The following is a 26,917-nucleotide window of genomic DNA, read 5'->3' as shown; positions in this document are numbered from 1 at the left end:
ATGACCGCTCTCACTGATCCCGGCACCGCCCCGGGATCCGCCGACATCGAGCTGACCGCCCTGATGGACGCGGCGGTCTCGGCCATCGGCGGGTCGCCGCGGCCGGGTCAGCAGGCCATGGCCGAGGCAGTGGGGACGGCGATGAGCGGCGGTCGCCACCTGCTGGTGCAGGCGGGCACGGGCACCGGCAAGTCCTTGGCCTATCTGGTCCCTGCGCTGCGGCACGCGCTGGTCAGCCGCCGGCCCGTGGTCATCTCCACGGCGACCATCGCGCTGCAGACGCAGATCGTCCGCAAGGACCTGCCGCGGCTCGTCGAGGCCCTCGCCCCGCACCTGCCCCGGACCCCGACCTTCTCGCTGCTGAAGGGACGCGGCAACTACCTGTGCCGCCACAAGATCGACGGCGGCTATCCGGTCGACATCGACCCGGGGGCCCTGTTCGCGGAGGCCTCGACGGACCCCGCCCGCACCGGCAGCGAACGCCTGGGGGACCAGGTGCGGCGACTGCGCGAGTGGGCGGAGGAGACCGACAGCGGAGACCGCGACTCCCTCGCCGATCCCGTCTCCGACCGCGCCTGGCGCCAGGTCTCCGTCACCGGCTCCCAGTGTCTGGGCGGGACGTGCCCGATGGTGGATTCGTGCTTCGCCGAGCGCAGCCGGGAGCTGGCCCGCGAGGTCGACATCATCGTGACCAACCACGCGCTCCTGGCGATCGATGCCTTCGACAACCACGGCATCATCCCCGAGCACGACGTCGTCGTCTTCGACGAGGCGCATGACCTCTCCGGGCGCGTGACGGGTGCCGTCACCGAGGTGCTCAGCCCCGGGATGCTGCGCGGCACGGTGCGGGACCTGCGCGGGCTGGGTGTGGCCGCCACGGCGCTCGACGACGCCTCCGAGGAGCTGCGTGAAGCGCTCGAACTCGCGCCGGACGGCCGAGTGATCGGGGACCTGCCGGACCGGCTCGCCGACGCGATCCAGCAGCTGCGTATCGAGGCCCGTACCGCGCACTCCGACGCCAAGGACGCCGGCGAGGACGGCACCGTCGGCGCGGCGGGGTCCCGCAAGGCCGTGAGGGCGAACCTCCAGGAGATCATCGACGTCTGTGAACGACTGGCGTCCCCGGGGGAGGACGACGTGGTCTCGGTCTCGCACTCCCCGGCGACCGGGCGCTCCAGCATCCAGGTCGCGCCGCTCAGCGTGGCCGCGGCCATGCGAGGCGCGATCCTGGAGAGCCGCACTGCCGTTCTCACCTCGGCCACGCTCGCCCTCGGCGGCCGGTTCGAACCCGCTGCCGGAGAGGTGGGCCTTGCGCGAGCGGACCGGATGGAGCCGGACGCCCTCCCGCCGCTGGAGAACTCGAGCGCGTGGGCCGGGCTGGACGTCGGGAGCCCGTTCGCGTACCGCCGCCAGGGCATCCTCTACACCGCGCGCCACCTTCCCCAGCCCGGGCGCGAGGGGCCGTCGCCCGCGATGCTCGACCATCTCACCGATCTGGTCGAGGCCTCGCGCGGGGGAGCGCTGTGCCTGTTCTCCTCCCGGCGTGGGGCCGAGCTCGCCGCGGAGCACGTGCGGGCCCGCCTCGATCTCACGATCGGGGTCCAGGGCGAGGACTCGATGGCCAACCTGGTGCGGATCTTCCGCGACGACGAGGACGCGAGCCTGTTCGGAACGCTCACCCTCTGGCAGGGCGTGGACGTCTCGGGTCGCTCGCTGCGTCTGGTCACCATCGACCGGATCCCCTTCCCGCGCCCCGATGAGCCGCTGACCTCGGCCCGTCAGGAGCGGATCGGTCAGCGCGGGGGCAACGGGTTCATGTCGGTCTCCGCCCAGCACGCCGCGCTGCTGATGGCTCAGGGCGCCGGGCGCCTGATCCGGTCGCACGAGGACCGCGGGATGGTCGCCGTGCTGGATCCGCGACTGGCGACGGCCCGGTACGGAGGATTCCTGCGGGAGTCCATGCCACCGCTGTGGCCGACCTCAGACCCGGAGGTCGCGCTCGGCGCGCTGCGCCGTCTCGCCGAGAGCTGAGCGGCGGAGAGCTGACCGGCGTGGAGAACTGAGCGGGAGAGCAGGGGACGGGCCTCGACGCGGCGCCACGGGCGGAGCACGTCCTGGGCGGCATCAGACGGCGCGCAGCACCGCCACGACCTTGCCCAGGATCTCGGCGTGGTCCCCGAGGATCGGGGCGAAGGACGGATTGTGCGGCATCAACCAGACGTGGTCGTCACGGCGGGCGAACGTCTTGACGGTGGCCTCGCCGTCGATCATCGCCGCGACGATCTCGCCCTTCTGCGCCTCCTGCTGGCTGCGCACGACCACCCAGTCCCCGTCGCAGATGGCGGCATCGATCATCGAGTCGCCCACGACCTGCAGCAGGAAGAGGTCCCCATCGCCCACCAGGCGCGAGGGCAGGGTGAAGACGTCTTCGATCTGCTCCTCGGCGGTGATGGGGACGCCTGCGGCGATCCGGCCGACCAGGGGGACCGAGACGGAGTTCGCGGAGACCTCCGGAACCGGCGGCGGCTCGGGGGCCCCGTCGTCCTCGGGCAGGAACACTTCCATCGCGCGCGGACGCTTGGGGTCGCGGCGCAGGAACCCCTTGCGCTCGAGGGCCTGCAGCTGATGGGAGACCGACGACGATGAGGTCAGGCCGACCGCGTCACCGATCTCCCGCATGCTCGGCGGGTACCCGCGCGCGGCGATCGCGGCATTGATGGTCTCCAGCACCAGGCGCTGGCGCCGGGTGAGCCCGGCGGTCGCGGCGTCGGCCGGCGCGTCGCCCCGTGCCCTGGTCGGCTGACTGGGGGTGGGGATGCTCGACATCATCGGGCAGGCCTCCTGGCTTCGTCTGTCGGACCCTCGCGGTTCCGTTGTCCTGTCACCCAGCGTAGGGCGGCACGCACCGGATGCCAAACACCTGTTCGAGGTTTCCCTTGCGTGTCGCGCGGCGATGGGGCTACAGTCGCACACACATTCGATCGAACAGGAGTTCGGACATGCGTACGGAAACAGCCGCTGTTCTCCCCTTCCCGCAGCGCCGCACCGAGCCGGGCGAGGGCGCCGGTCGAGCGAACGTTCGACTCGAGGTCAGTCGCCGCGGGCGCCTCGTGCTGATGATGATCGCCTTCGTGCTCGGCCTGCTGGTGGCCGCCGCTGCGCTGCTCGCCTTCGACGTCCCGTTCGCGCTCGCCGACTCCGAGGACGAGCAGCAGGTCACGGTGACCGTCGAGGCCGGGGACACCCTGTGGGGGTACGCCGAGCAGTACGCTCCGGAGGGGATGAGCCCGCACGAGTTCGTGACCGAGGCGCGCAACCTCAACCATCTGCCCACCGGGCGCATCACCGCCGGCCAGCAGATCGAGCTGCCGGCCGCCGAGGGCGCGGCCCACTGACACTCCGGGTGCCGGCCTGACGTCCGGGACGCGGCGGTATCCTGAGTGGATGCACTGCCCGTTCTGCCGCCATCCTGATTCCCGGGTCGTGGACTCCCGCACGTCGGACGATGGCGCGACCATCCGGCGCCGACGACAGTGCCCGAACTGCTCCCGGCGCTTCTCCACCTCGGAGACCGCATCGCTGTCGGTGCAGAAGCGCTCCGGTGTGAGCGAGCCGTTCAGCCGCGCGAAGGTGATCTCAGGCGTCCGCAAAGCCTGCCAGGGCCGGCCGGTCTCCGATGACGAGCTGGCGATGCTCGCCCAGCGGGTCGAGGAGGACATCCGTGCCAGCGGCCAGGCAGAGGTCGAGGCTCACCAGGTGGGTCTGTCGATCCTGCAGCCTCTCCAGGAACTCGACCTGGTGGCCTACCTCCGGTTCGCGAGCGTCTACCAGGACTTCGATTCGCTCGACGATTTCGATGCGGCGATCGCCCGGCTGCGGGCCGAGGGCGCCGGCACGGCCCGGGGCGCAGCGAGCCCGGCAAGCTCGGACTGACCCGCGGCAGGTGCGGACCGACCGGCGCGAGTGTCGGCTCGAGTCCGATCCGGCGCGTCTCCAGGAGCCCTCGGATCGACGGATTATGTGGACGTGGTTCAGGACCACGGCCGGCTGTGCATAGGATATCCCTCGTGCACTCACGCAGTGCACACCTGATCGGCGGTCGTGGAGGGGAAGCCACGGCCGCCGATCCCCTTCTCAGGCCGGCTCGATGCCGGGCGGCAGATCCCGGGCGTGGACGATGCCGAGATGCTGCGTGGTCCGCGTCATCGCGACGTAGAGACCCCCGGCGCCGTGGTCCTCGACCAGCTCGGCCGGCTCGACGATGATCACGCCGTCGAACTCCAGGCCCTTGGCCTCCTGAGCGGTCATCACGGCGACCTCGTCGTCGACACCCGCAGACCCGCCGCCCACGCTGGGCAGGTCCGGGCGCGAACTCAGATCCTTCAGCATGGCAGCCGTCCGCCCCTCGGCCGTGATGACGGCCAGCCGTCCGATCCCGTCGGCGTGCGCGGCGGCGACCGCATCCCCGGCCCGCTGTGCCAGCTCCGGCTCGGCCGCGCGCTCGATGAGGGGGCCCCGATCGCCCTCGCGCACCGAGCTGACCGTTGTCACCGGCAGGTCGTGAGCCGTCGCCATCGCGACCGCTCGATCCATGATCCGGCTCGGAGTGCGGTAGTTCACAGTCAGGCGCTCCACCTGGAGCCGATCCTGCACGTAGGGGCCGAGCGCATCGGACCACGACGCCGTGCCGCCGGCCGAGGAGGTCTGGGCGACGTCGCCGACCACGGTGAACGACTTGGTGGGGGCCCGTCGCATCAGCGCGCGCCAGCTCATCGGGGAGTGCTCCTGCGCTTCATCCACCACCACGTGTCCGTAGGTCCAGCTGCGCTCGGAGGACGCCCGCTCGGCGAGCGTGCGGCCGTCCCGCAGCTGACTGACCTGGTCGGCGAGGTCCTCGGCGCGCACGATGCCGGAGGTGTCGATGTTCTCGATCACCTTGCGGGCGTAGTCGACGTCGGCCTCGCGCCGGCCGGCGGCCTCGCGGGCACGTGCCTCCGCCGGCGCGGCATCCTCCCCGAGGAGTTCGGCGACCTCGTCGAGCAGCGGGATGTCCTCGACGGTCCACGGGGAGTCCTTGGGGCGCACCAGCACGTCGACCCGGTCGGCCAGCGACCGCGGAGCTGCGGCCCGCAGCCGGTCGGGCCGGGAGAACAGGATCCGCAGGAAACCCTGCGGGGTGTAGGGGAGCCAGGCGAGATTCAGCTGTCGCTTGATCTCGGGGTCATGCCGCAGGTCCGAGAGCAGATCCGGTCGGTCCTCCGGGACGACGGTGTGTCCGCGGGCCTTGAGAGCCTTCTCGTAGTTCTCGACGAGGCGGTCCATGGCGGCTCGCACGAACACGGCGCGGGCGGCGTTGTGGGGCTTGTGGGTGGCACGTGCCTCGCGGCGGGCGGACCGGATCGCATCCCGGGTGAGCGTGAGCGGCGTGCCGTCGATGCGCAGCGTGATGTCGGACGCCGGGACCACCTGGCGCTGCTTGACGGCACGGGCGATCAGCTCGGCCATGGCGACGTCGCCCTTGAGGCGAGCGACGTCATCGGTGTCATGGACGAACGTCTCGATGCCGGGGAAGAGCTCGCCGGGGGTCAGCATGACCACGCCGGATTCTCCGAGGCTCGGCAGCACGCGCTCGATGTAGCGCAGGAACCCCGGGGTGGGGGCCATGATCAGCACGCCGGAATGCTCGAGGCGGCGACGGTGGGTGTACAGCAGGTAGGCGGCGCGGTGCAGGGCTACCGCGGTCTTGCCCGTGCCCGGCCCGCCCTGGACGACGAGGACACCACGGTTCTCGGAGCGGATGATGCGGTCCTGCTCGGACTGGATGGTGGCGACGATGTCCCCCATGCGCCCCGTGCGCTGGCCCGAGACGGCTGCGAGCAGAGCTCCCTCGCCCTGGAGCACCACGTCGTGATCCTCGTTGTCCAGGACCGACTGGTCCAGCACGTCGTCCTCGAGACCGACGACGGTCCGGCCGCGGCTGATCAGGTGCCGGCGCAGGCGCACTCCCTGACGGTCGGTGCTGGTGGCCTGGTAGAAGGCGGCCGCCGCAGGTGCGCGCCAGTCCACCAGGAGCTGCTCGCGGTCCGGGGTGAACAGGCCGATCCGGCCGATGTAGCGGCGGGCCTCGTCCTCGGTGTCGAGGCGGCCGAACACGACGCTGCGGGCGACCGAGCGCAGCAGGGCGAGCCGATCCTCGTACAGCGCCATGAACGAGTCGCGCTCGGACCGATTCTGGTGCGTCGATGCGTGCTGCGAGGCTTGGATCTGGTCGAGATTGCCCTCGACCTGGCCGATCAGTTCATCCAGTCGCTCGTAGAGCCGATCGGCGTAGGCCTGTTCACGCGCGATCTCCCGAGCGATCTGTCCTTCAGCGTCGTCCACGGACCTGTTCCCCCTGACGGTTGATCCTCACGCCCCGCCGCGCCGGGCGGACCCGGGGTCGGCGAAGCACGGTGGTCCATTATGGTGGACGGGTCTGGGTGTGCGTGCCATCCGGTACGTGACATCCAGCCGGCCGCGAGGGAGGAGACGCCGATGCGTGACCCGCGTGACCTGTACCGGTTCGAGTCCGCCGATGTGCTGGCGGCAGTGCCCCGTACCGGTCTGACTCTGGTCCATGCCCTGCCGGGTCTGGTCGATGCGGGCAATGCCTGCAAGATCGCCTCCACGTACCTGCGTGATGAGCTGCGGCATCTGCGGCTCGTCTCGTTCGACATGGACGAGCTGCTGGACTATCGCGGCTCCCGTCCGCAGGCGGTCTTCGACGGGACGTCGTACACGAGCGTCGACGTCCCGGATCTGACTCTGTCGCTGATGTACGACGAGGCGGACCGTCCCTTCCTCTTCCTCGACGGGCCGGAGCCGGACCTCCAGTGGCGCCGGCTCGCCGAGGCGCTGATCGATCTGGTCGAGTTCTTCGAGGTCGAACGCGTGGTCGGGATGCAGGCGGTTCCCATGGCCGTCCCGCACACCCGTCCGATCGGTCTGTTCGCGCACGCCAACGATCCCTCCCTGCTGGGGCGGCCCCAGGCCCAGGGCACGCCCGCCCCCGGCACGAGCATGGGCGACGAGGACGGGGAGTCCTCGGAGATCGTCGTGCCGGCGGCGTTCGGCGCTCTGCTGGAGAACCGGCTCGGCAGTGCGGACCACCCGGCGATGGGATACGCGGCGCAGATCCCGCATTACCTCACCAGGACCGATTTCCCGGCCGGAGCCCTCGCGCTGCTGAGGCGGGTCAGCGGCGCGGCCGGACTCGACCTGCCCCTGGTCCACCTGGGAGATCTCACGGACGCGGCGACCGTCGCCCTGCAGGAGACCCTCGCGCAGAACAGCGAGGTGCGCCAGATCGTCACCGCCCTGGAGGAGCAGTACGACTCCACCGGTGAGGACGGCGATTCCACGCCGATCGGGACCACGATGGACCTGCCGACGGCCGAGGAGATCGGGGAGCACTTCGAGCGCTTCCTGGCCGATCACGACGACGGCCCCGAGGATCCGCCCCGGCTGTGAGGACCGGGTCTTCGGGTCCGTGCGGCCCGGGTGCCGCCTGCCCGCACCGTGAGGCCGAAGTCGCCCCTCAGGCGCTCTCTCCCGCGTCGGCTCCGGTGCCAGGGTCCCGCTCGGTGCGTCCGGTCGGCACTGCGGAGTTCGTTACGCCTTCGTGACCGTGCGTCGCGGAACTCCGTGTGAACGGGGCCACGGCCGTGACAGAATGGTGGTGTTGCGGTGATGCAGGTCCAGCAGGAAAGTCCGTCGACGGTGCCTCGGCACAGCAGTACGGCATGCACCTGACGCCACCCGCCTCGGCGGGGGACGGCTTCACGCGGCACCGCGATCGCGCATTGCGATCGTTGATGGACGACACAGAAGGTGACAGGTATGGCACAGGGCTCGGTCAAGTGGTTCAACGCCGAAAAGGGCTACGGATTCATCGAGATCGACGGAGGCGGCGCAGACGTCTTCGTGCACCACAGCAAGATCGACATGGACGGCTACCGCGCCCTCGACGAGGGTCAGCGCGTGGAGTTCGAGGTCAGCCAGGGCGACAAGGGGCCGCAGGCCGAGCAGGTTCGCCCCCTCTGATCCACGGCAACTCCCCGAATCTCACGGGCCGGGCAGGAGCATCGCGCTCCTGCCCGGCCCGTCGTCGTCCGGGCGGTCACCGGGATGGAGCACCGGCCCGCCCCTGATCCTGGCCCAGGATCTTTCCTGCTCGAGCCAGGGCGGCGACCTGGGACGCCGGTGCCAGCCGTACCGAGACCGCATCCGACCGCAGCGCACGATCGATGCCCTCCGGCAGCGGCTGATCCGAGGCCACCAGGACGCAGTTGCCCCGGCGCTTGCCGGTCAGGTGCGCGGGCTCGGCGATGGCGCCCACGTACCCGAACACGGCCGAGAGGGTCGCGATCTCGTCGGCGAGCAGCCCGGTCCCGGGCGGTGCCGCACAGTTGGCGAGATAGATCCCTCCGCCGCGGAGCACCCGCGCCGCGTGCTCCGCGGCGTGGATGCTTATCAGCGGTTCGGGAGTGACCGGGCCGGAGAACACATCCCGGACCAGCACATCGAAGCGGTCATCGCGCCACGATTCCAACGCCGTCAGCGCGTCGTCGATGCGCAGGCGCAGCTGCGGCGAGCGCGGCAGGTCGAACCAGGTGCGCACCTGCTTCGCCAGCAGCTCGTCGATCTCTACGACGATCTGCCGGGAACGGGGGTACCGGGAGGCGATGGCCCGCGGCAGCGAGCAGCCGCCTCCGCCCAGGTGGGCGACCTGCAGTGCCCCAGCGGCGACGTCACCCGCGGCCTCGTACCCGGCCGGCCCGCCGAATCCCTCGTCGAGGACGAGCAGCATCCAGCGCATGTACTCGAATACCAGATGCTCGGGATCGGGGTTCAGCTGCGACGAGGGCACCCCGTTGACGTCCAGCAGCACGGAGCCGTCGTTCTCCAGGGTGAGCCGGGCGGTACCCGTGGAGACGGGGATGGCGGTGTCGAGCGGACCGAGGTGCTCGAAGGGGGCGTGACGCACACGCTGGCGACGGGGCATCGACCCACTGTAGGAGACCTCGGGTCCCGGCGCGCGGCGACCGTTCCTCCCCAATGCTCCGTCCTCCACTCGAAACAGCCGCGCGGCTCATCCGTCGGAGCCCGCCTCTAGCGTTCACGGTACGACGCAGCCACAGCGATCACGCGGATCGCACGGTCGGCTCGACGTGGACCAGGAGAGGAGCACCGATGAGCACCACGCAGTCCCGCCGGCGAGGAGACGCCTCCACGCTCTCGGCCGGCTCCCGCAGCCTGCGACTGCGTCTCGCGCACCTGGACCAGGACCAGGCAGATCTCGAACGCGCCCGCGATCTCCTTCGGCAGGGGAGTGCCGCGGCCGCCGACGATCCCCGCGAAGCGTTCGAACTGGTCCACCGCGCAGCGCTGCGTGGGGCGGGCGTGCTGGTCGCCCGCGCCAATCGCGACCGCCGCCGGAAGCTCCCCCTGAATGTGTGGACCGCGCTGGAACGCCTCGGCGGCCCGGACGCGGAGCGCGCGAGCCGCCTGACACCTCTGGTCGCCGAACGGGTCCGTCTGGACCGTGATCCGACGGCGATGCCCGACCCTCAGCTGCTTCGCCAGCATCTCGAGCAGACCGGGGAGCACCTGGAGGAGATCTCCGAGCGCGTCCTCGCCGACCTGCCCGCGCACATGACGGCACTGGCCGGCTGATCCGATCGCCGACCGCCAGGCGGGTCCCGGCACGGAGGTCCCGAGTAGAGTTCCGGCACGAAGGAGGTGCCGATGGACAGTGCACGCGGTGGACGCGAGGCGGGTGCGGCCGCCGGGGCCGCCCCGGAGGAGATCCCCGGCATCCTGCACCTGGACATGGACGCCTTCTTCGCCTCCGTCGAGGTCCGTGACGATCCCGGCCTGCGCGGCCTTCCCGTCGTGGTCGGGGGATCGGGCGCCCGCGGAGTGGTGGCGGCCGCGAGCTACCCCGCCCGCCGCCGCGGTATCCGCTCGGCCATGGCGATGTCCACGGCGCGGCGCCTGGCTCCGGATCTTGTGATCATCCCGCCCCGTATCGATCGCTACCGCGAGACGTCGGCGCGCGTCATGGAGCTGTTGGCGTCCGTGGTCGCCCAGGTCGAGCAGATCAGCATCGATGAGGCCTTCCTCGACGTCCGCGGCGCGCGCCGGCTCTTCGGGGAGCCCGAGGACATCGCTGCTCTGCTGAGGGGGAAGATCCGCGACGAGCTCGGGCTGCCCAGCTCCGTGGGCGGTTCGGTCTCGCGTCCTGTCGCCAAGATCGCGTCGGCACAGGCCAAGCCCGACGGCATGCTCATCGTGCCCGCGGCGCAGACCGTCGAGTTCCTGGCGCCGCTGCCGGTCTCGGTGATCTCGGGCATCGGCCCGAAGGCCGTGGAGTCCCTGGAGCGGATCGGGGTGCACACCGTCGGTCAGGTCCGCGAGATCCCGCTGACGACGCTGACCCGGGCGCTCGGCCCGCGGGCCGCGGAGGTGGCCAGGCTGGCCGACGGCAGCGATCGCACCGGGCTCGGGCAACGGGTGCGTGATAAGTCGCTGGGCACCGAGCGCACCTGGGACGAGGACCTCACCGATCCAGGAGAAGTGCGCCGGCGGATCACCGTGATGGCCGATGACGTCGCCCGGCAGCTGCGCCGTTCCGGGTTCGTGGCGCGGACCGTGGTGCTCAAGCTCCGCAGTCCCGACGGGACCACGATCACGCGATCCTCGAGCCTGGAGCATCCGACGGCCAGCGGAGAGAGGCTGCGCGAACAGGTCGTCGCCCTCTGGGATCGCGAGCGGCACCGGCTGCGCAGGGTCCGTCTGGCCGGGGTGCGGGCCACCCATCTGGAGCCGGCCTCCGGTGCTCCCATCCAGCATGAGCTGACCGCGCGGTCCGCAGGCTGGCACGACCTCGAGGCGGCTATGGACCGCACTCTGGACCGATTCGGGTCCTCGAGTCTCAGCAGGGGCTCCACGCTGGGCCCGCCGCCCGACGGGTCGCAGCAGACCGGGCCGGACCAGGGTTCGGCGCACCCCTGAGCGCAGGCGGCGGCGCTGGTGTCGCGCTGCTCGAGCGCGAGTGTTCCCATTACTCAGGAAGGGGCTCTAAACTGGGTGAACCGCCGACGAGGGCAGTGGTCCACCAGGGCCCCTCCACGATCGGCGGCCGGGGCGCCGACCAGGCGCGAAAGGACGGGGACAAGGAGCGGGACCATGCCGCTGTCTGAACACGAGCAGAAGATGCTCGACGAGATGGAACGTCAGCTCTACGCCGACGATCCGCGCCTCGCGCGCGCTTTCACGCCGGCCAAGAACCCGCGTCGCAACGGGCGCCGGATCGCCATCGGGCTCGGAGGGGTGGTCGTCGGCCTCGGAGTCCTGGTCCTGGCCGTGGCTCTGCCCGCCGTCTGGCTCGGAGTGATCGCCTTCCTGGGAATGCTCGCCGGCGCGATCTACGCGGTCACCGCTCCCGGGTCGTCCACGCAGGATGACGGTTCGTCGGGCAACGGAGGCAACGGCGGATCCGGGCCCGGAGCCCCACGCGGAGACAACGGTGGCACCTTCATGCGGAAGCTGGAGGAGCGCTGGGAGAAGCGGTCCGGGGACGACCCCCGACTGTGATCCTTTCCGCCCGCGGACTCCCGGGGCTCGATCCCTCCTGCCGGGGCTAGCCGCCGCCTGCCGGATCCTTCCGGTACGGGCTAGCAGTTGCCCGCGTCCGGATCCTGCCCGCAGAAGTTAGCTGCTGCCCCGGCCGGATCCTGCCCGGCGGTACTCCAGCGACCAGGCGCGGCGCATATCGCCGCGCCTGTGCGTGTCAGTACCGTCCAGCCGGAAACGTCCGCGCAGCACGCCGGTCGGAATCGCCCGCGCAGCACGCCAGCCGGAAACGCCCGCGCAGCACGCCGGTCGGAGCGCCCGCGCAGCGTGCCGACTGGACTCGGGCAGCGGTTCCCGACGCACTGGGCCCGACAACGCACACCCTGCTCCACCGATGCCCCGGCTCCCTCGAGCCGGGGCATCGTCATGCCCCGGCGGGTACTCCCTCCGCGCCACGCCCAGGCGTTTCCCCCGGATTCCCCACATCCCTCCACCGGAGCCCTCCCTCTCGCTCCACCGCCACCCCCGTGTTCCTCCTCGCGCCGACCACGGCGCTGTGACCGGCGATTTTGGTGAACACGAGGTTCGGGCGTGCCGACGGCGCGCGGTCCTTCCGGGCGCTGTGGCGGCCTCGCCAACGCGCCGCGCGGAGATTTCCCCCCCACCTTGCACCACGTCGCTGACCTGGGGTGATGTGACGAAGTGCCGTCGTTCTGGGGGCAGGGGTAGCGGTATGTGGGGACTAGTGGGGTAAAGTGGAGCGCGTTGGGAGGAGATGGGTTTCGGATCGCACGAGTCACGGTGAGTGAAGGGGGGTCGAGATGTTCCTCGGCACCTTCACGCCCAAGCTCGACGAGAAGGGACGCCTGATCTTCCCGGCCAAGTTCCGCGACGAGCTCGCCTCGGGACTGGTCATGACTCGTGGGCAGGAGCACTGCATCGCCGTGTACCCGCTCGCCGAGTTCCGCCAGAAGCTCGAGGAGGCCCGTCGGGCGCCCACCACCGATCGCCGCACGCGCGACTACCTGCGTGTGCTGCTGTCCGGCGCGGAGGACGTCATCCCGGACAAGCAGGGCCGGATCACCATCCCGGGACATCTGCGCGGTTACGCGGACCTGGACCGGGAGTGCGCCGTCATCGGTGCACTCGACCGGCTCGAGATCTGGTCGCTCCCGGCCTGGGAGCGCTACCTCGAGCAGAAGGAAGAAGGCTTCGCCGAGACCTCCGAAGAGGTGGTCCCCGGCCTGTTCTGAGTTCCGCCCGAGGGACATCCGTCCTGTGAGACCTCTCGTCGTTCCCGCCCCGATGCAACTTCCCCGGCAGCGGGTCGGGAACGACGAGGAATCTGACAGGACGGCACCGCGACCAGGAACCCGGGGCCGACCGGGACGGAGCGATCCGCTCCCGGACCACGGCATCCAGAACACGGAACACCGACAGCACACACCGGACCCAGGGGAGGGGTGACATGGACGAGACGCAGCGCGACCTGCCCGCGGAGGACCGGCACGTCCCCGTGCTGCTCGAGACCTCGGTCGAGCTCCTCGCCCCCGCCCTCCAGGAGCCCGGAGCCGTCCACGTCGACGCCACCCTCGGGATGGGCGGCCACGCCGCCGCCGTCCTCCACGCCGCTCCCCAGGCCCGGCTCGTCGGGATCGACCGCGATCCGCAGGCGCTCGAACTCGCCCGCCGTCGGCTGGAGCAGGAGGGGCTGGGGGAGCGGGCCACCCTCGTCCACGCCACCTACGACGAGATCCCCGACGTCCTGGAGGAGCTCGGGCTGCCCGGCGCCCACGGCGTGATGATGGACCTGGGCCTGTCCAGCTTCCAGATCGACACCGCCGAGCGAGGCTTCTCCTACGCGGCCGACGCGCCGCTGGACATGCGGATGGACACCTCATCGGACGGCCCCACCGCCGCTGATCTCCTGCGCGAGCTCCCCGAGGCCGAGATCTCCCGCATCCTCCACGACCTCGGGGACGAGCGCTTCGCCCGCCGTATCGCCCGCCGCATCGTCGAGCGCCGCCAGGAGGCTCCGCTGACCCGCAGCGGCGAGCTGGTCGAGCTGCTGGACCGCGCGGTCCCCGCCGCCTCCAAGGCCAGCGGAGGGCACCCGGCCAAGCGCACCTTCCAGGCGCTGCGGATCGCCGTGAACCAGGAGCTCGAGATCCTCGCCTCCGCGATCGACTCCGCCCTGGACTGCCTGCACGTGGGCGGCCGCATCGTCGTGGAGTCCTACCACTCGGGCGAGGACCGCCTGGTCAAGACCGCCTTCGCGCGACGGACCCGGTCCTCGGCACCCCCCGGACTGCCGGTCGAGCTCGAGGAGCACCGGCCCACCTTCACCCCGCTCGTGCGCGGGGCCCTCCAGGCCGACGAGATCGAGCGCGGATCCAACGCCCGCGCCGGATCCGTCCGGCTCCGCGCACTGACCCGTACCCGATCCGCCGAGGGAGCACACTGAGATGGCCACCACGTCAGCCGTTCAAGCCCCCGCCGTCCGCCCGGTCCGCAAGCCCGGGACGAGCGCCGCCCCGAAGCCGCGACTGACCGTCGTCGCCGCCCCGAAGGCCGCCGGCAGTTCGATGCCGTTCACCCTCCTGTGCACCCTGATCGTCGCGGCCACGCTCGCGGCACTGCTGTACATGAACATCCAGATGTCCGGCACCAGCTACGAGATCACTCGGCTGCAGAGCCAGTCCCAGCGGCTGACCGAGGAGCGCCAGGCGCTCGCGGAGACCAATGAACGGCTCGGCACGCCGCAGGAGCTCGAGCGCCAGGCCCGCGAGATCGGCATGGTCCCGGTCAGCGATCCGGCATATATCGACCTCGACACGGGCGAGGTCATCGGTGAGACGTCCCCGTCGGAGCAGACTGAGGGCAATCCGGAACTCAAGGAGGTGCCTGCGGAGGCCGCCGTCCCGCAGGCAGAGATCTACGACGAGCCCGAGAGCTACCACGGCATGGGCAACGAGGGCAACGAGGGAGACTGACCATGGCGCGGTCCCGCAGCTCGCGCACCACCCGGGCCCGCCGGCCCGCGGGCGGGGCGCGCTTCCCCCAGGCCCGGGTCGGCGCCCCGGCCGTTCGTCACCGGTTGCTGATCTGCATGATCATGGTCGCCGTCATGGCACTGTCCGGACGGTTGATCTGGGTCCAGGGCCTGGACGCGAGCGCGCGGGCGCAGGAGGCGATCGAGCAGCGCACCGTCGAGCGCACCATCCCGGCTCTGCGCGGGGATATCCTCGACCGTGACGGCACCACGATGGCCAGCTCCGTCGAGCGCTACGACCTGTGGGTCAACCAGCGGCAGGTCGACGACTACAAGCAGAACGCCGAGGACGGGGAGGCCTCCGGCGTCGAGGCCGCCGCCCAGGAGCTGGCGCCCGTGCTCGACATGTCCGTCGCCGACACCGAGAAGGCCCTCACCGGCGACAGCGGCTTCAAGTACCTGCAGAAGAACGTCGACCCCAAGGTGCGCGACGCGGTGATCTCACTGCGGATCAACGGCATCGGCGCCGATCGCGTCGCCGACCGCATCTATCCGGCCGGGTCCGTCGGCGGCAACATCCTCGGCTTCGTCGGATCCGACGGCACCGCGCTGGCCGGCACCGAGCTGTCGTTCGACGAGGCACTCAGCGGCACCGACGGAAAGACCACCTACGAGCGCGGGGCCGGCGGTCAGATCATCCCGACCGGGAAGCAGGAGACCACCCCTGCCGTCGACGGCAGTGATGTGGTGCTCACCATCGATCGCGACCTGCAGTGGAAGGCGCAGCAGATCGTCGCCGGAGCCGTGGATCAGTGGGGCGCCACCGGCGGCAGCGCGGTCGTGCTGAACGCCAAGACCGGTCAGGTGCTGGCCCTGGCCGAGCACCCCACCTTCGACCCCAACGACCCCGGTGCCGCCGAGGAGAAGAACCGCGGCAACCGGTCGATCTCCAGCGTGTTCGAGCCGGGCTCGACGGGGAAGCTGTTCACGATGTCCGCCGCCCTGGAGGAAGGAAAGGTGACGCCGGAGTCGCAGTACGAGATTCCCTACGAGAAGTACTTCGACGGGCACCGGATCAAGGACTCCCACTACCACGAGCACCAGCGGCTCACCCTCGCGGGCGTGCTCAAGCACAGCTCCAACGTCGGCACCGTCCAGGTCGCCGAGACTCTCTCCCCGGACACTCGCTACGACTACCTGCGCGCCTTCGGCCTCGGCGAGCCGACCGGGGTGGAGCTGCCGGGCGAGTCCGCCGGCATACTCCGCCCGGCCGATGAGTGGAACGGGCGCACCCGCTATACGACATCGTTCGGACAGGGGTACAGCGTCAATGCCCTGCAGATGGTCTCCGCCGTCGGCACCTTCGCCAACGACGGCGTGCGGGTCCAGCCCTCGCTCATCGACGGCACCCGTCAGGAGGATGGCAGCATCGAGCCGGCTCACCAGGCCGAGAGCACCCGCGTGGTCTCCAGCGAGACGGCTGCGACGATGCGCGCCCTCATGGACAACAACGTCGAGGAGGGCTCCGCAGCCAGCGTGACGGGCTATGCCACCGCCGGGAAGTCCGGGACCGCGCAGACCGGGAAGGACACCTACACCGCCTCCTTCATCGGTTTCGCCCCGGCCGACGACCCCGACCTCGTGGTCGGCGTGTTCCTCTTCGGTCTGGACAGCTTCATCTCCGGGACCAAGTCCGCCTCCCCCGCCTTCTCCGAGCTGACCACCTTCGCCCTGCAGAACCAGGGCATCCCGCCCACCGGTCAGCCGGGCCGCGAGCTGGAGAACGAGTGGTGAGCGACGCCGTGCCCCCTGCCCCTCAGCCTCCCGCGGACTCTGCGGCCGACGGATCCCGCGACGCGGAACCGATCATCGACCCCGCTCGGCCCCGTCGGCCCGCAGGCGCGGGCGCAGGTGCCGTCGCGCGCGCACTGGGAGCCCCTGCGCCCGTCGAGGATCTGCCCCTGACCGGGGTCACCCTCGACTCCCGCAGCGTCCTGCCCGGGGACCTGTGGTGCGCGCTGCCGGGAGCCACCGCCCACGGCGCCGACTTCGCCGTCCAGGCTCGCGAGCTGGGGGCGGTCATGGCGCTGACGGACCCCACCGGCGAGGAGCGCTGCCGCCGCGCCGGTCTGCCTGTGCTCGTGGTCGAGGACCCCCGGCGGGCCACCGCCGTCGCCGCGGCGCTGGTCCAGGGCAGGCCTGCCGACCACCTTCGCACCGTCGGCGTGACCGGCACCAACGGCAAGACGTCGGTGACCACGGTCGTGACCCGCGCGCTGGACGCCCTCGGCGTGCCCGCCGGCGTGATCGGCACCAGCGGCACCACCTACCGCTCCGCCGACGGGACCGAGCATGCCGTCTCCACCGTGCGCACCACGCCTGAGGCTCCCGAACTGCACGGCATCCTCGCCCGCATGCGCGAGGACCGCGTGGAGGTCGCCTCCATGGAGGTCTCCAGTCACGCCCTGGTCCTCCACCGGGCCGACGGTCTGGTCTTCGACATCGCCTGCTTCACCAACCTCAGCCAGGACCACCTGGACTTCCACGGCTCGATGGAGGAGTACTACGCCGCCAAGCGACGCCTGTTCACTCCCGAGCACTCGGCCCGCGGCATCGTCTGTGTCGACGACGAGTGGGGCCGGCGGCTGGCCCGCGAGGCAGAGGTGCCCGTGACCACCTATGCCACCCTGCCCGAGGTGCAGGCGGATCACACCGCGAGCGCCATCCGCGCCGAGGAGTACGGCAGCACATTCACCGTCCACGGCCCCGAGGGGACGCGCACGCTGCACGCCGCCCTCCCCGGCCGCCACTACGTCGCCAACACCCTCGCCGCCGAGCTGCTGCTGGCCGCGGTCGGGCACAGCGGCCCCCACGTGACCCGCGCCCTCGCCGAGGCCGGCACGGTGCCCGGTCGGATGGAGCTGGTGGCCCTGGAGCCGGTGCGCGGCGTGGTCGACTACTCCCACACCGCCGACGCCCTCGAACAGGCGCTGAGCACCCTGCGCACCGTCCCGGGCACCCGACGGCTGCTGGTCGTGATGGGAGCCGGCGGGGACCGTGACCGCAGCAAACGACCGGTCATGGGCGAGGTCGCCGCCCGCCTCGCGGACGTGGTGATCATCACGGACGACAACCCCCGCACCGAAGACCCGGCCGAGATCCGCCGCGCCGTGCGCTCCGGCATCCCCGCAGGGACGAACGCGCAGGTCCACGACGTGGAAGGACGGGGCGACGCGATCGATCTCGCCGTCCGACTGGCCGACGTGGCAGACACCATCCTCGTGGCGGGCAAGGGGGCCGAGGCCGGACAGCAGATCGGCGGTATCGTCCATCCGTTCGATGACCGCCTCCGGCTGCGCGACGCGCTGGCCGCGCGCGGCGGATCGGGCGCCGACGACACCGACGGAGGACGCTGACCATGCTCACAACCACGGCACGGGAGATCGCCGACATCACCGGCGGCCGACTGGTGGGCGGAGCGACCGGGGACGAGACCGTCACCGGCGAGGCCCGCATCGACTCCCGCGAGGTCACCACCGGTGACCTCTTCGCCGCCTTCGCCGGCGAGCACGCCGATGGCCACGACTACCTCGGCGTCGCCCGTGAGGCCGGCGCCGCGCTCGCGCTCGCCTCCCGGGACCTCGGGGTGCCCGCGGTCCTGGTGGACGACGTGCGCGAGGCCCTGTCCCAGCTGGCGCGGGCCCAGCTCGCACGGGCCCGGGAGGTGGGCCCGGACCTGGTGGTCGTGGCGATCACCGGAAGCGCCGGCAAGACCGGCGCCAAGGATCTGCTCGGCACGATCCTGCGCACACAGGGGCCGACGATCGCACCCGTCGGCAGCTTCAACAATGAACTCGGGCTGCCGCTGACAGTGCTGCGGCTGACCAGCGAGACCCGTTTCCTCGTCCTGGAGATGGGCGCCCGCGGCATCGGGCACATCGCGGCACTGACCGCCATCGCGCGCCCCGACATCTCCCTCGTCCTCAACGTCGGCAGCGCCCACCTCGGCGAGTTCGGCAGCGTCGAGGCGATCGCGACGGCCAAGAGCGAGCTCGTCGAAGCGCTCGAGGCGACCGGACGGGCAGTCCTGAACGCGGAGGACCCGCGGGTGGCGGCGATGGCGTCCCGCACCGCCGCCGACTCCCTGATGTGGGGCTTCACCTCCGGCGACGTGCGCGGGGACGACCTCACCCTCGACGACGAGGCACGGATCCGCTTCACCCTCGTCGTCCCCGAGGGAGTGACCACCCTGCGCGGCGAGCCGATCCCGGCCGGGCGCTTCCCGGTGCGCCCCGACCTCCTCGGCGAGCACCTGGCCGCCACGGCGGTCGCCGCCCTGAGCGCGGCGCTGGCCGCCGGGGTGGACCCCGCCGCCGCGGTCGCCGCGCTGGATGGTGCCAAGCTCGCCTCCGGCCAGCGCATGGAGGCCATCCGCGCGGGCGGCGCGCTGATCATCGACGACGCCTACAACGCGAACCCGGATTCGATGCGGCACGCGCTGAAGACCCTGGCCCACCTCGGACGGGGGCGCCGCACCATCGCGGTCCTCGGCGAGATGCTCGAGCTCGGCCCGGACTCGGTGCGTCTGCACGACGAGATCGGCCGGCTGGTGGTGCGGCTGAACATCAGCCAGCTGTATGTCGTCGGCGACGGCGCGGCCCCCATCCACCATGGCGCGAGCCTCGAGGGCAGCTTCGGGGGCGAGTCCGAATACCTCGAGACCGTGGAGGATGCGATCGCTGTGCTAGAACGTACGGTGGCGCCCGGAGACGCGGTGCTGCTGAAGTCGTCCCGGGACGCCGGTCTGCGGCAGATCGCCCAGCCACTGATCGCGCACCTGGAGCGGCAGGTTCAGCCCACCTCGCGGGCGGATGGAGGAGACGACGCATGATCGCGATCATCATCGCGGGCGCCGGTGCCCTCATCCTCTCCATCGCGGGGACCCCGCTGTACATCAAGCTCCTGGTCAAACGCGGCTATGGCCAGTTCATCCGCGACGACGGACCCACCTCGCACGCCACCAAGCGCGGCACGCCCACCATGGGCGGCGTGGCGATCATCCTGGCCACGATCCTCGGATACTCCCTCTCCCACCTGGTGCTGTTGACGCCCCCCAGCGTCTCGGTGCTGCTGGTGCTGTTCCTCATGGTCGGGCTCGGCGTCGTCGGCTTCCTCGACGACTACCTCAAGATCTCCCAGCAGCGCAGCCTCGGTCTGCGTCCCCGCGCCAAGCTGCTCGGCCAGTTCCTGGTCGCGACCGCGTTCGCGGTGCTCGCCCTGCTGTTCCCCGACGGCGAGGGCAACACCCCGGCCTCGACCCAGCTGTCCCTGGTGCGGGACATCCCCTGGTTGGATCTCGCCTTCGGCGGGACCGTGCTCGGCTTCATCCTGTTCGCGATCTGGGCGAACTTCCTGGTCGCGGCCTGGTCCAACGGGGTGAACCTCACGGACGGGCTCGACGGTCTCGCGAGCGGGGCGACCATCATCTTCACCGCGACCTATCTGGTCGTGTGCTTCTGGCAATGGCGCCAGGTGTGCAACGTCGATCTCGACGCCGGGGGAATGGTGCGCTGCTACGAGGCCCGGGACCCCCTGGACGCCGCCGTGCTGTGCGCCGCGATCATCGGGGCCAGCGTCGGCTTCCTGTGGTGGAACACCTCGCCCGCCAAGATCTTCATGGGGGACACCGGCTCGCTCGCCCTGGGCGGCGCGATCGCGGGGCTGACGATCGTCTCCCGCACCGAGATCCTGGGCGCGATCATCGGCGGCCTGTTCGTGATGATCTCGCTGTCGGTGATCATCCAGGTCGGCAGCTTCAAACTCACCGGGCGGCGCGTGTTCCGCATGGCACCGCTGCAGCACCACTTCGAGCTCAAGGGCTGGAACGAGGTCACCATCGTGGTGCGCTTCTGGATCGTCGCCGGCATCCTCGCCGGGGTGGGCCTGGGCATCTTCTACCTCGACGCCCTGCCGAGGCTCACCTCATGACCGCGACCGCGACGGGGCCTGCCGGCCGGCCTCGCGCCGTCGAGGACCGGCCCTGGCCCGGGCTCGACGTGTCGGGACTGCGGATCCTGGTCACCGGCTTCGGCGTCTCCGGCTACGCCGTCGCGGACCAGACCATGCAGCGCGGTGCCCGGGTGCTCGTCGTCGACGGCTCCGAGACCCCCGCGATCCGCGAGCGGGCCCAGATCCTCGAGGTGCTCGGGGTCGAGGTCCGCCTCGGCCGGGAGCACACCCTCGCCCTTCCCCGCGACCGCGAGATCGACGTGGTGGTGACCTCGCCGGGATGGCGCCCCGATCAGCCGCTGCTGACCGAGGCGGCAGAAGCCGGGATCCCGGTGTGGAGCGAGGTCGAACTGGCCCGCCGGATGCAGGCGCCCGACGGGCCCGCCTGGCTGGGGGTCACCGGCACCAACGGCAAGACCACGACGGTCACCATGCTCGAATCGATCCTGCAGCATGCGGGCCTGCGAGCAGTAGCCTGCGGCAACGTGGGGCTGCCCGTCATCGAGGCGGCGCTGGACCCCGAGGGCTTCGACGTGCTGGCGATCGAGCTGTCCAGCTTCCAACTGCACTGGACCGAACACCTGGACTGCGAGGCCGCCGCGGTGCTGAACGTCAGCGCCGACCACCTCGACTGGCACGGCGGAGCCCAGGAGTACGCGCGCGCCAAGGGCAGGATCTACGAGGGCGTGCGCACCGCCTGCATCTACACCGTCGCCGACGAGACCACCCTGCGCCTGGTCGAGGACGCCGACGTCGTCGAGGGCGCCCGGGCCGTCGGCCTGACACTGGGCTCACCGGGCCTGTCCGAACTGGGCGTGGTCGACGGGGTCCTGGTCGACCGCGCCTTCCTCGCCGAGCGTCGCAGCGCCGCGGCCGAGATCGGCACCCTCGCCGACCTCGAGCACCTCGGTCCGCACGGGGCAGGCCCCCACGTCGTGCTCGACGCGCTGGCCGCGGCGGCGCTGGCGCGTGCCTACGGCGTCCCGGCCCCAGCGGTCCGCGACGGACTGCGCGCCTACCGGATGGGCGGCCACCGGGCGGAGCAGATCGCGACGGTGGACGGCATCACCTTCGTCGACGACACCAAGGCCACCAACCCGGCCGCCGCGGCCGCCTCGCTCCGTGCGGCCGAGCGCATCGTGTGGATCGCCGGAGGTGACACCAAGGGCGCGGACCTCAGCGAGCTGGTCGCCTCCGCCCGCGATCGGCTGACCGGGGTCGTCCTGCTGGGACGCGACGAGGCGCCGTTCACCGCGGCACTGCAGCGACACGCCCCCGACGTCCCCGTGCGGCGCATCGATCCGGGTGACACTGACGATGCCGCCGGGCGCACCCGGCTCATGGAGGATGCGGTCCAGGCCGCGAGATCCCTCGCCACCGCAGGGGACGTGGTGCTGCTGGCACCGGCCGCCGCGTCCATCGACCAGTTCCGTGACTACGCGGAGCGGGGGGATCTGTTCGCGGCGGCCGTATCCCGACTGCCAGGAGCGAGCGCATGACGATCGACGAGACCCGTCAGACGCAGCGGACCCCGCAGGGGCAGCGGACCCGGCAGGGGCAGGATTCCCGCCGGTCCGCCGTTGTCGTCCGTCCCGACGAGGACCAGCCGCTGGGGAACATCGGGACCCGCGTGCGTGACGGCGTCTGCTCCTGGCTGCGGTCCCCGGCCCTGGACTTCTACGGACTCATCATCGTCGGGACCCTGCTGATCGGCGTGGGCCTGGTGATGGTCCTGTCCTCGAGCGCGGTCCTGAACATCTCGCGGGGCAACTCGGGGTTCGCCGGGCTGTTCCGGCAGGGCACCTTCGCGGCGATGGGGCTGGTCCTGCTCGTCGTCGCCGCCTGCCTCCCGACCGGGTTCTACCGCAAGGCCGCCTGGCCGCTGCTCGGCCTCGGGCTGGCGCTGCAGTGCCTCGTCCACGTCCCCGGTCTCGGGGTGGAGGTCGACGGCAACCGCAACTGGATCAGCATCGGCGGCCAGACCCTCCAGCCCTCGGAGTTCCTCAAGCTCGCCCTCGCCGTATGGCTGGGAGCCCTGCTCGCGACCAAGCGCCCCCTGCTCCACCGGCCCGGACACATGCTGTTCCCGCTGGTCCCCGGCATCGTCGCCGCGCTGGGCCTGGTCGTCCTCGGTCATGATCTCGGCACCGCGATGGTGATGTGTCTGCTCGTCGCCGGGGCCGTGTGGGTGGCCGGCGTGCCACGACGGTGGTTCCTGGCCGTCGGCGCCGCGGGCCTGGCAGGCGTGATCGCCCTGACCATCACCAGCGCGAACCGTATGGCCCGCATCGGCAACTGGCTCCATGGCACCTGCGAGGGCGACTCCTGCTATCAGGCCGAGCAGGGTCTGATGGGCCTGGCCGAGGGCGGCTGGTGGGGCGTCGGGCTCGGCGAGTCCCGCATGAAATGGGGCCGGCTGCCGGCGGCCGAGGACGACTACATCTTCGCGATCATCGGCGAGGAGCTGGGACTGCTCGGCACCCTCGGCGTGCTCGCCCTGTTCGCCGTGCTCGCCCTGATCATGTTCCGCATGATCACGCGGATCGAGGACCACTTCACCCAGATCACCATCGCCGGCATCAGCGCCTGGCTGCTGGGCCAGGCCTTCGTGAACATGATGGTGGTCACCGGCCTGCTGCCCGTGATCGGTGTGCCGCTGCCCTTCATCTCCTCGGGCGGTTCGGCCCTGCTCGCCTCCATGGCGGCACTGGGAGTACTCATCTCCTTCGCCCGCCGGGAGCCCGGCGCCCGCGAGGCGATCGGCGCGCGCATGGGGGCGGTGCGCCGTTCCATCAGCGTGCTGCCCGCACCGCGCGACGCCGCCGGGAAGTCCGACGCGCGCCCGCGCCGCGGCCGGGCCAAGACCGGGCGGAGCTCGACATCGTCGAAGACCTCGACGGCAGGACCCTCGGGCCCCTCGGGGTCCTCGAAGCCCGGCGGTACCCGGACGTCCGGCGGACCCTCCGGGACCGGCGGCTCCCGGAAGCCCGCCGGCACGCACAACGCCGCGGGCAGCCGGAACTCCACCGGGTCCCGCCAGTCCCGGGCGTCGCGGAAGTCTGCGCCGTCCTCACGGAGGACACGATGACCGCGCCCGCTCCCGTCCGCATCCTGCTCGCCGGCGGCGGCAGCGCAGGCCACGTCTCCCCGCTGCTCGCCACCGCCGCCCAGATCAGCCGGCGCACCCCGGATGCCGAGGTGCTCGTGCTCGGCACTCCGGACGGCCTCGAGACCGATCTGGTCCCTGCCGCCGGCTACGAGCTGGCGACCATCGACAAGGTGCCGTTCCCGCGGCGCCCCGACGGCGCCGCACTGCGCTTCCCCGCCCGCTTCACACGCACATTGCGCGAGGTCCGCACGCTCCTGCGCGAGCGCCGGATCGACGTGGTCGCCGGATTCGGCGGCTACGTCTGTCCGCCCGCCTACCTTGCCGCCGCCTCCGCGGGCCTGCCCGTCGTCCTGCACGAGGCCAACCGGCGCCCCGGCCTGGCCAACCGGCTCGGAGCCCGCCGCGCCGCCGCCGTGCTCACCGCCCTCGAGGGCACCAAGCTTCCCGGAGCCCGCCACATCGGCATGCCGATGCGGGAGGGCATCGCCCACCTCGACCGGGCCGCGCGCCGCGACGAAGCGCGCCGGGCGCTGGACCTCGACCCCTCGGCGCCGGTCCTGCTGGCCACCGGCGGCTCCCTCGGCGCCCAACGCCTCAACCGTGCCGTGGCCGAGGCCGCAGACTCCTTCATCGCCGCCGGCACCCAGATCCTCCACATCACCGGCCGGGGCAAGGCCGACGGCCTCACCGGACGACCCGGCCACCGGGTCGTCGAGTACGTCACCGCGATGGAGGACGCCTACGCCGCCGCTGACCTCGCGCTGACCCGCTCCGGAGCCGGCACGGTCTGCGAGCTCACGGCGATCGGCCTGCCCTCGGTCCTGGTCCCGCTGCCGATCGGCAACGGCGAGCAGGCCCTGAACGGCCGCGACGTGGTGGCCGCCGGCGGCGCCCTCATGGTCGAGGACGCGGACCTCGATGCCGCCCATCTGCGCCACCACGTCCTCCCGCTCCTCCAGGACCCCGAGCGCCTGAGGACCATGGCCGACGCCGCCCGCGCCTTCGGCATCACCGACGCCGCCGAGGTCATGGCCGACGTCGTGACCGGCGTCGCACGCCGAGCCTGAGCCGGTCGCGCCCACCGCCCGGCTACGGTGACCACATGAGCCCCGTCGAAGCCCGCCCCGGCCATTGGGATCACCCGGCGCCGCGCTCCATCCTGCGCCCCGGGGACGTCATCACCCAGCCCAGCTGGCCGGCCGACCGCGCGGTCCGCAGCCTGCACGTGGTCCGCATCGGAGGCGCCGGCATGTCCGCCGTCGGCCGCCTCGCCCTCGAGGCCGGTCTGCAGGTCAGCGGCTCCGATTCCCAGGACGGCCAGTTCATCGGCCCTCTGCGCGAGGCGGGGGCCCGCATCGGCATCGGCTTCGACGCCGCCCTGCTGGCCGAGGACGTCGACGTGGTCGTGGTCTCCACCGCCGTTCGGCCCGACAATCCCGAGGTCCTCGCCGCGCACGAGCGCGGCATCCCCGTCATCCACCGTGCAGCCGCCCTCGCCGGTCTCCTCGCGGGCAGGGAACTGGTCGCCGTCGCGGGGACGCACGGGAAGACGTCGACCACGGGTATGGCCGTCATGGCGCTGCGGGGCGCCGGCCAGGATCCCGCCTGGGCACTCGGCGCGGCCGTGCCGGACCTCGGTCGCAATGCGGGATTCGGCGGCACCGGCGACAACTCCGCGCCTGGCAGTGCCTCCACGCCCGGTGCCGGCTCCGTGCCCGGCGCCGGCTCCGCGCCCGACGGCGCGACCGGACCCGGCGGTGGCATCGCAGTCATCGAGGCCGACGAGTCCGATGGGTCCTTCCTCGCCTTCTCGCCGCGCTCCCTGGTGGTCACCAACCTCGAGCCCGACCATCTCGACTTCCACGGCGACGAGCAGACCCTCACCGCGGCCTTCGACGCGCTGACCATGCAGATCGTGCCCGGTGGCAGCCTTATCGTCTGTGCCGACGATCCCGGCGCCCGCGCGCTGGGGGAGCGGGCCGCGGCTCGCGGCGTCCCGGTGACCACGTACGGCAGCGATCCCGGCGCCGACTGGCGGGTGCTGTCCGAGCGCGGCGGCGCGGCCGGGGCCGAGATCGAGATCGGGACATCCGCGGACCGGTACACCTGCGAGCTCTCGGTGGCCGGCCATCACAACGTCCTCAACGCGGTCGGGGCCCTGGCGGCCGTGAGCGCCGCCGTCCCCGACGCGGACGTCGGCGCGCTGCTGGGAGGCCTGGCCACCTTCACGGGGGCCTCGCGGCGCTTCGACGTCGCGGGCCTGGCCGGGGGAGTGACCGTCGTCGACGACTACGCCCACCATCCCCGCGAGGTCGCCGCCACCATCGAGGCCGCCCGGGGCATCGTCGAGACGCAGCAGCGCGGCGGTCGCGTGCTGGTCGCGTTCCAGCCTCACCTCTTCTCCCGCACCCGCGACTTCGCGGCGGACTTCGCCGCAGTGCTCGGCGGCGCCGATCGCTCCTGGGTGCTGCCCGTCTACGCGGCCCGCGAGGACCCCGACCCGGGCATCGACGCCCGCACCATCACCGCCCACGCCCCCGGCGCGAGTGTGCAGCCGCTGACGGCGAGCGACGAGCTCCCCGCGACCGTGCGCGAGGTCGCGCGGCCCGGGGACCTGCTGCTCATGCTCGGCGCGGGAGACGTCGTCGAGCTCACGCCTGCCGTGATGGCCGCCCTCGATTCGCCACGGGAGGAGACGTGATGGCTCGCCGCCCCACTGCTCCGCGGCCGGTCCGGCCGACCCGGCCCGCATCCCCCGCGGCCCGCCCCGCCGCGACCCGGCGACCGGACGGCTCCTCACCGTCGGCGACGAGTCCCAGCTCCGCGGCGCCTGCCTCTCGGGAGCGGTCCTCGCCCTCGTCGTCCGCGGGATCCTCGGCGACCTCTGCTGCCTCGGCATCATCGCCCGCCTCCGCGAATCCGGTCGCGTCCACGACCTCACTGAACCGGCGCCCGGCGCCGCAGTCCCCGTCACCCGCGCCGTCGGCGACGAGTCCCAGCTCCGCGGCGCGTCGCTCGGCGTCATCCCGTCCGGAGAGTGCCGGCACCACAGGAACCGCTGGTCCGCGCGCGAGGCGCGTCGGTCGGCGCGGTGATGCCTATCGCGGCACGGCCGGTGGCGATGGCGCGGAGGGCGGCTCCGTCGTCCCGGCCGCCGGTCGCTTCCGCGACCTCGTCGCGGGCCGTCCCTG

General features: G+C 71.9%; 22 protein-coding genes. 19 read left to right on the top strand and 3 right to left on the bottom strand.

The features are described from left to right. Window positions 1-2,031 carry an ATP-dependent DNA helicase gene (locus ACFQS2_RS15945; RefSeq protein WP_377794392.1) on the top strand — a complete coding sequence of 677 codons (2,031 nt, stop codon included), beginning with the start codon at window positions 1-3 and terminating at the stop codon, window positions 2,029-2,031. A 93-nt stretch (window positions 2,032-2,124) separates the two neighbouring features. Here the strand turns inward: ACFQS2_RS15945 and lexA are convergent, their stop codons facing one another. Then, a complete protein-coding gene (lexA, locus tag ACFQS2_RS15940; RefSeq protein WP_377019005.1) occupies window positions 2,125-2,826 on the bottom strand; it encodes a transcriptional repressor LexA in 702 nt (233 codons plus the stop codon). A 173-nt stretch (window positions 2,827-2,999) separates the two neighbouring features. Here lexA and ACFQS2_RS15935 point away from each other — a divergent pair, with 173 nt between their 5' ends. Together ACFQS2_RS15935 and nrdR are read left to right on the top strand one after the other, a co-directional pair. Next, the gene (locus tag ACFQS2_RS15935) at window positions 3,000-3,395 is read left to right on the top strand and encodes a LysM peptidoglycan-binding domain-containing protein (RefSeq protein WP_377019006.1); all 396 of its coding nucleotides are present in this window, start codon (window positions 3,000-3,002) and stop codon (window positions 3,393-3,395) included. Between the two features lie 49 nt (window positions 3,396-3,444). Continuing rightward, on the top strand, window positions 3,445-3,933 hold the full coding sequence (gene nrdR, locus ACFQS2_RS15930) for a transcriptional regulator NrdR (RefSeq protein ID WP_377794391.1): 489 nt from the start codon (window positions 3,445-3,447) through the stop codon (window positions 3,931-3,933). A 201-nt stretch (window positions 3,934-4,134) separates the two neighbouring features. Here the strand turns inward: nrdR and ACFQS2_RS15925 are convergent, their stop codons facing one another. Next, window positions 4,135-6,381, bottom strand: a complete 2,247-nt coding sequence (locus ACFQS2_RS15925) for a HelD family protein (RefSeq protein ID WP_377794390.1) — start codon at window positions 6,379-6,381, stop codon at window positions 4,135-4,137. Between the two features lie 153 nt (window positions 6,382-6,534). Between ACFQS2_RS15925 and ACFQS2_RS15920 the strand changes: the two genes are divergently transcribed. Together ACFQS2_RS15920 and ACFQS2_RS15915 are read left to right on the top strand one after the other, a co-directional pair. Then, a complete protein-coding gene (locus tag ACFQS2_RS15920; protein ID WP_377019009.1) occupies window positions 6,535-7,509 on the top strand; it encodes a proteasome assembly chaperone family protein in 975 nt (324 codons plus the stop codon). 369 nt (window positions 7,510-7,878) lie between these two features. Then, the gene (locus ACFQS2_RS15915) at window positions 7,879-8,082 is read left to right on the top strand and encodes a cold-shock protein (RefSeq protein ID WP_010551414.1); all 204 of its coding nucleotides are present in this window, start codon (window positions 7,879-7,881) and stop codon (window positions 8,080-8,082) included. Window positions 8,083-8,158: 76 nt separating this feature from the next. On the opposite strand, the gene ACFQS2_RS15910 is transcribed toward ACFQS2_RS15915, so the two are convergent. Next, window positions 8,159-9,043, bottom strand: coding sequence for a spermidine synthase (locus tag ACFQS2_RS15910; protein ID WP_377794389.1), 885 nt, complete (start codon window positions 9,041-9,043; stop codon window positions 8,159-8,161). Between the two features lie 188 nt (window positions 9,044-9,231). Between ACFQS2_RS15910 and ACFQS2_RS15905 the strand changes: the two genes are divergently transcribed. The 14 genes from ACFQS2_RS15905 to murC all read left to right on the top strand — a co-directional run bounded on the left by ACFQS2_RS15905 (window position 9,232) and on the right by murC (window position 26,427). Beyond that, entirely contained in the window at window positions 9,232-9,714 is a 483-nt protein-coding gene (locus tag ACFQS2_RS15905) for an SAV_6107 family HEPN domain-containing protein (protein ID WP_377019011.1), read from the top strand. Window positions 9,715-9,786: 72 nt separating this feature from the next. Beyond that, entirely contained in the window at window positions 9,787-11,055 is a 1,269-nt protein-coding gene (gene dinB / locus ACFQS2_RS15900; protein WP_377794388.1) for a DNA polymerase IV, read from the top strand. A 174-nt stretch (window positions 11,056-11,229) separates the two neighbouring features. Beyond that, complete coding sequence (locus ACFQS2_RS15895; RefSeq protein WP_377794387.1) at window positions 11,230-11,637, top strand: DUF3040 domain-containing protein; 408 nt, start codon at window positions 11,230-11,232, stop codon at window positions 11,635-11,637. Between the two features lie 800 nt (window positions 11,638-12,437). Beyond that, the gene (mraZ, locus tag ACFQS2_RS15890; RefSeq protein ID WP_377019014.1) at window positions 12,438-12,869 is read left to right on the top strand and encodes a division/cell wall cluster transcriptional repressor MraZ; all 432 of its coding nucleotides are present in this window, start codon (window positions 12,438-12,440) and stop codon (window positions 12,867-12,869) included. A 215-nt stretch (window positions 12,870-13,084) separates the two neighbouring features. Next, window positions 13,085-14,080, top strand: a complete 996-nt coding sequence (gene rsmH / locus ACFQS2_RS15885; protein WP_377019015.1) for a 16S rRNA (cytosine(1402)-N(4))-methyltransferase RsmH — start codon at window positions 13,085-13,087, stop codon at window positions 14,078-14,080. A gap of 1 nt (window position 14,081) precedes the next feature. Further along, a complete protein-coding gene (locus ACFQS2_RS15880) occupies window positions 14,082-14,609 on the top strand; it encodes a hypothetical protein (protein ID WP_377794386.1) in 528 nt (175 codons plus the stop codon). 2 nt (window positions 14,610-14,611) lie between these two features. After that, window positions 14,612-16,402, top strand: coding sequence for a peptidoglycan D,D-transpeptidase FtsI family protein (locus ACFQS2_RS15875; RefSeq protein WP_377794385.1), 1,791 nt, complete (start codon window positions 14,612-14,614; stop codon window positions 16,400-16,402). Further along, window positions 16,399-18,024, top strand: coding sequence for a UDP-N-acetylmuramoyl-L-alanyl-D-glutamate--2,6-diaminopimelate ligase (locus tag ACFQS2_RS15870; protein ID WP_377794384.1), 1,626 nt, complete (start codon window positions 16,399-16,401; stop codon window positions 18,022-18,024). The genes ACFQS2_RS15875 and ACFQS2_RS15870 overlap by 4 nt, the downstream gene beginning before the upstream one ends. A gap of 2 nt (window positions 18,025-18,026) precedes the next feature. After that, window positions 18,027-19,499, top strand: a complete 1,473-nt coding sequence (gene murF / locus ACFQS2_RS15865; protein WP_377019019.1) for a UDP-N-acetylmuramoyl-tripeptide--D-alanyl-D-alanine ligase — start codon at window positions 18,027-18,029, stop codon at window positions 19,497-19,499. Beyond that, window positions 19,496-20,596 carry a phospho-N-acetylmuramoyl-pentapeptide-transferase gene (gene mraY, locus ACFQS2_RS15860; protein WP_377019021.1) on the top strand — a complete coding sequence of 367 codons (1,101 nt, stop codon included), beginning with the start codon at window positions 19,496-19,498 and terminating at the stop codon, window positions 20,594-20,596. The genes murF and mraY overlap by 4 nt, the downstream gene beginning before the upstream one ends. Continuing rightward, a complete protein-coding gene (murD, locus tag ACFQS2_RS15855) occupies window positions 20,593-22,116 on the top strand; it encodes a UDP-N-acetylmuramoyl-L-alanine--D-glutamate ligase (protein WP_377794383.1) in 1,524 nt (507 codons plus the stop codon). Before mraY ends, murD begins: the two co-directional genes overlap by 4 nt. Continuing rightward, window positions 22,113-23,705 carry a putative lipid II flippase FtsW gene (gene ftsW / locus ACFQS2_RS15850; RefSeq protein ID WP_377794382.1) on the top strand — a complete coding sequence of 531 codons (1,593 nt, stop codon included), beginning with the start codon at window positions 22,113-22,115 and terminating at the stop codon, window positions 23,703-23,705. Before murD ends, ftsW begins: the two co-directional genes overlap by 4 nt. Beyond that, window positions 23,702-24,793 (top strand): undecaprenyldiphospho-muramoylpentapeptide beta-N-acetylglucosaminyltransferase, encoded by a 1,092-nt coding sequence (murG, locus tag ACFQS2_RS15845; RefSeq protein WP_377794381.1) that lies wholly within the window; start codon window positions 23,702-23,704, stop codon window positions 24,791-24,793. Before ftsW ends, murG begins: the two co-directional genes overlap by 4 nt. Window positions 24,794-24,828: 35 nt before the next feature. After that, entirely contained in the window at window positions 24,829-26,427 is a 1,599-nt protein-coding gene (gene murC, locus ACFQS2_RS15840) for a UDP-N-acetylmuramate--L-alanine ligase (RefSeq protein ID WP_377794380.1), read from the top strand. Window positions 26,428-26,917 lie beyond the last annotated feature (490 nt).

It is taken from the genome of Brachybacterium sp. GCM10030267, assembly GCF_042666875.1.
GTDB lineage: Bacteria > Actinomycetota > Actinomycetes > Actinomycetales > Dermabacteraceae > Brachybacterium.
Note: the sequence above shows the minus strand (reverse complement) of the source record. Positions and strands in the feature narration are given on the sequence as shown.

Bases quoted from the DNA above. Each gene is read 5' to 3' on its own strand.
- ACFQS2_RS15945 (WP_377794392.1), top strand. From the start codon at position 1: ATGACCGCTCTCACTGATCCCGGCACCGCCCCGGGATCCGCCGACATC.
- lexA (WP_377019005.1), bottom strand. From the start codon at position 2,826: ATGTCGAGCATCCCCACCCCCAGTCAGCCGACCAGGGCACGGGGCGAC.
- ACFQS2_RS15935 (WP_377019006.1), top strand. From the start codon at position 3,000: ATGCGTACGGAAACAGCCGCTGTTCTCCCCTTCCCGCAGCGCCGCACC.
- nrdR (WP_377794391.1), top strand. From the start codon at position 3,445: ATGCACTGCCCGTTCTGCCGCCATCCTGATTCCCGGGTCGTGGACTCC.
- ACFQS2_RS15920 (WP_377019009.1), top strand. From the start codon at position 6,535: ATGCGTGACCCGCGTGACCTGTACCGGTTCGAGTCCGCCGATGTGCTG.
- ACFQS2_RS15915 (WP_010551414.1), top strand. From the start codon at position 7,879: ATGGCACAGGGCTCGGTCAAGTGGTTCAACGCCGAAAAGGGCTACGGA.
- ACFQS2_RS15910 (WP_377794389.1), bottom strand. From the start codon at position 9,043: ATGCCCCGTCGCCAGCGTGTGCGTCACGCCCCCTTCGAGCACCTCGGT.
- ACFQS2_RS15905 (WP_377019011.1), top strand. From the start codon at position 9,232: ATGAGCACCACGCAGTCCCGCCGGCGAGGAGACGCCTCCACGCTCTCG.
- dinB (WP_377794388.1), top strand. From the start codon at position 9,787: ATGGACAGTGCACGCGGTGGACGCGAGGCGGGTGCGGCCGCCGGGGCC.
- ACFQS2_RS15895 (WP_377794387.1), top strand. From the start codon at position 11,230: ATGCCGCTGTCTGAACACGAGCAGAAGATGCTCGACGAGATGGAACGT.
- mraZ (WP_377019014.1), top strand. From the start codon at position 12,438: ATGTTCCTCGGCACCTTCACGCCCAAGCTCGACGAGAAGGGACGCCTG.
- rsmH (WP_377019015.1), top strand. From the start codon at position 13,085: ATGGACGAGACGCAGCGCGACCTGCCCGCGGAGGACCGGCACGTCCCC.
- ACFQS2_RS15880 (WP_377794386.1), top strand. From the start codon at position 14,082: ATGGCCACCACGTCAGCCGTTCAAGCCCCCGCCGTCCGCCCGGTCCGC.
- ACFQS2_RS15875 (WP_377794385.1), top strand. From the start codon at position 14,612: ATGGCGCGGTCCCGCAGCTCGCGCACCACCCGGGCCCGCCGGCCCGCG.
- murF (WP_377019019.1), top strand. From the start codon at position 18,027: ATGCTCACAACCACGGCACGGGAGATCGCCGACATCACCGGCGGCCGA.
- mraY (WP_377019021.1), top strand. From the start codon at position 19,496: ATGATCGCGATCATCATCGCGGGCGCCGGTGCCCTCATCCTCTCCATC.
- murD (WP_377794383.1), top strand. From the start codon at position 20,593: ATGACCGCGACCGCGACGGGGCCTGCCGGCCGGCCTCGCGCCGTCGAG.
- ftsW (WP_377794382.1), top strand. From the start codon at position 22,113: ATGACGATCGACGAGACCCGTCAGACGCAGCGGACCCCGCAGGGGCAG.
- murG (WP_377794381.1), top strand. From the start codon at position 23,702: ATGACCGCGCCCGCTCCCGTCCGCATCCTGCTCGCCGGCGGCGGCAGC.
- murC (WP_377794380.1), top strand. From the start codon at position 24,829: ATGAGCCCCGTCGAAGCCCGCCCCGGCCATTGGGATCACCCGGCGCCG.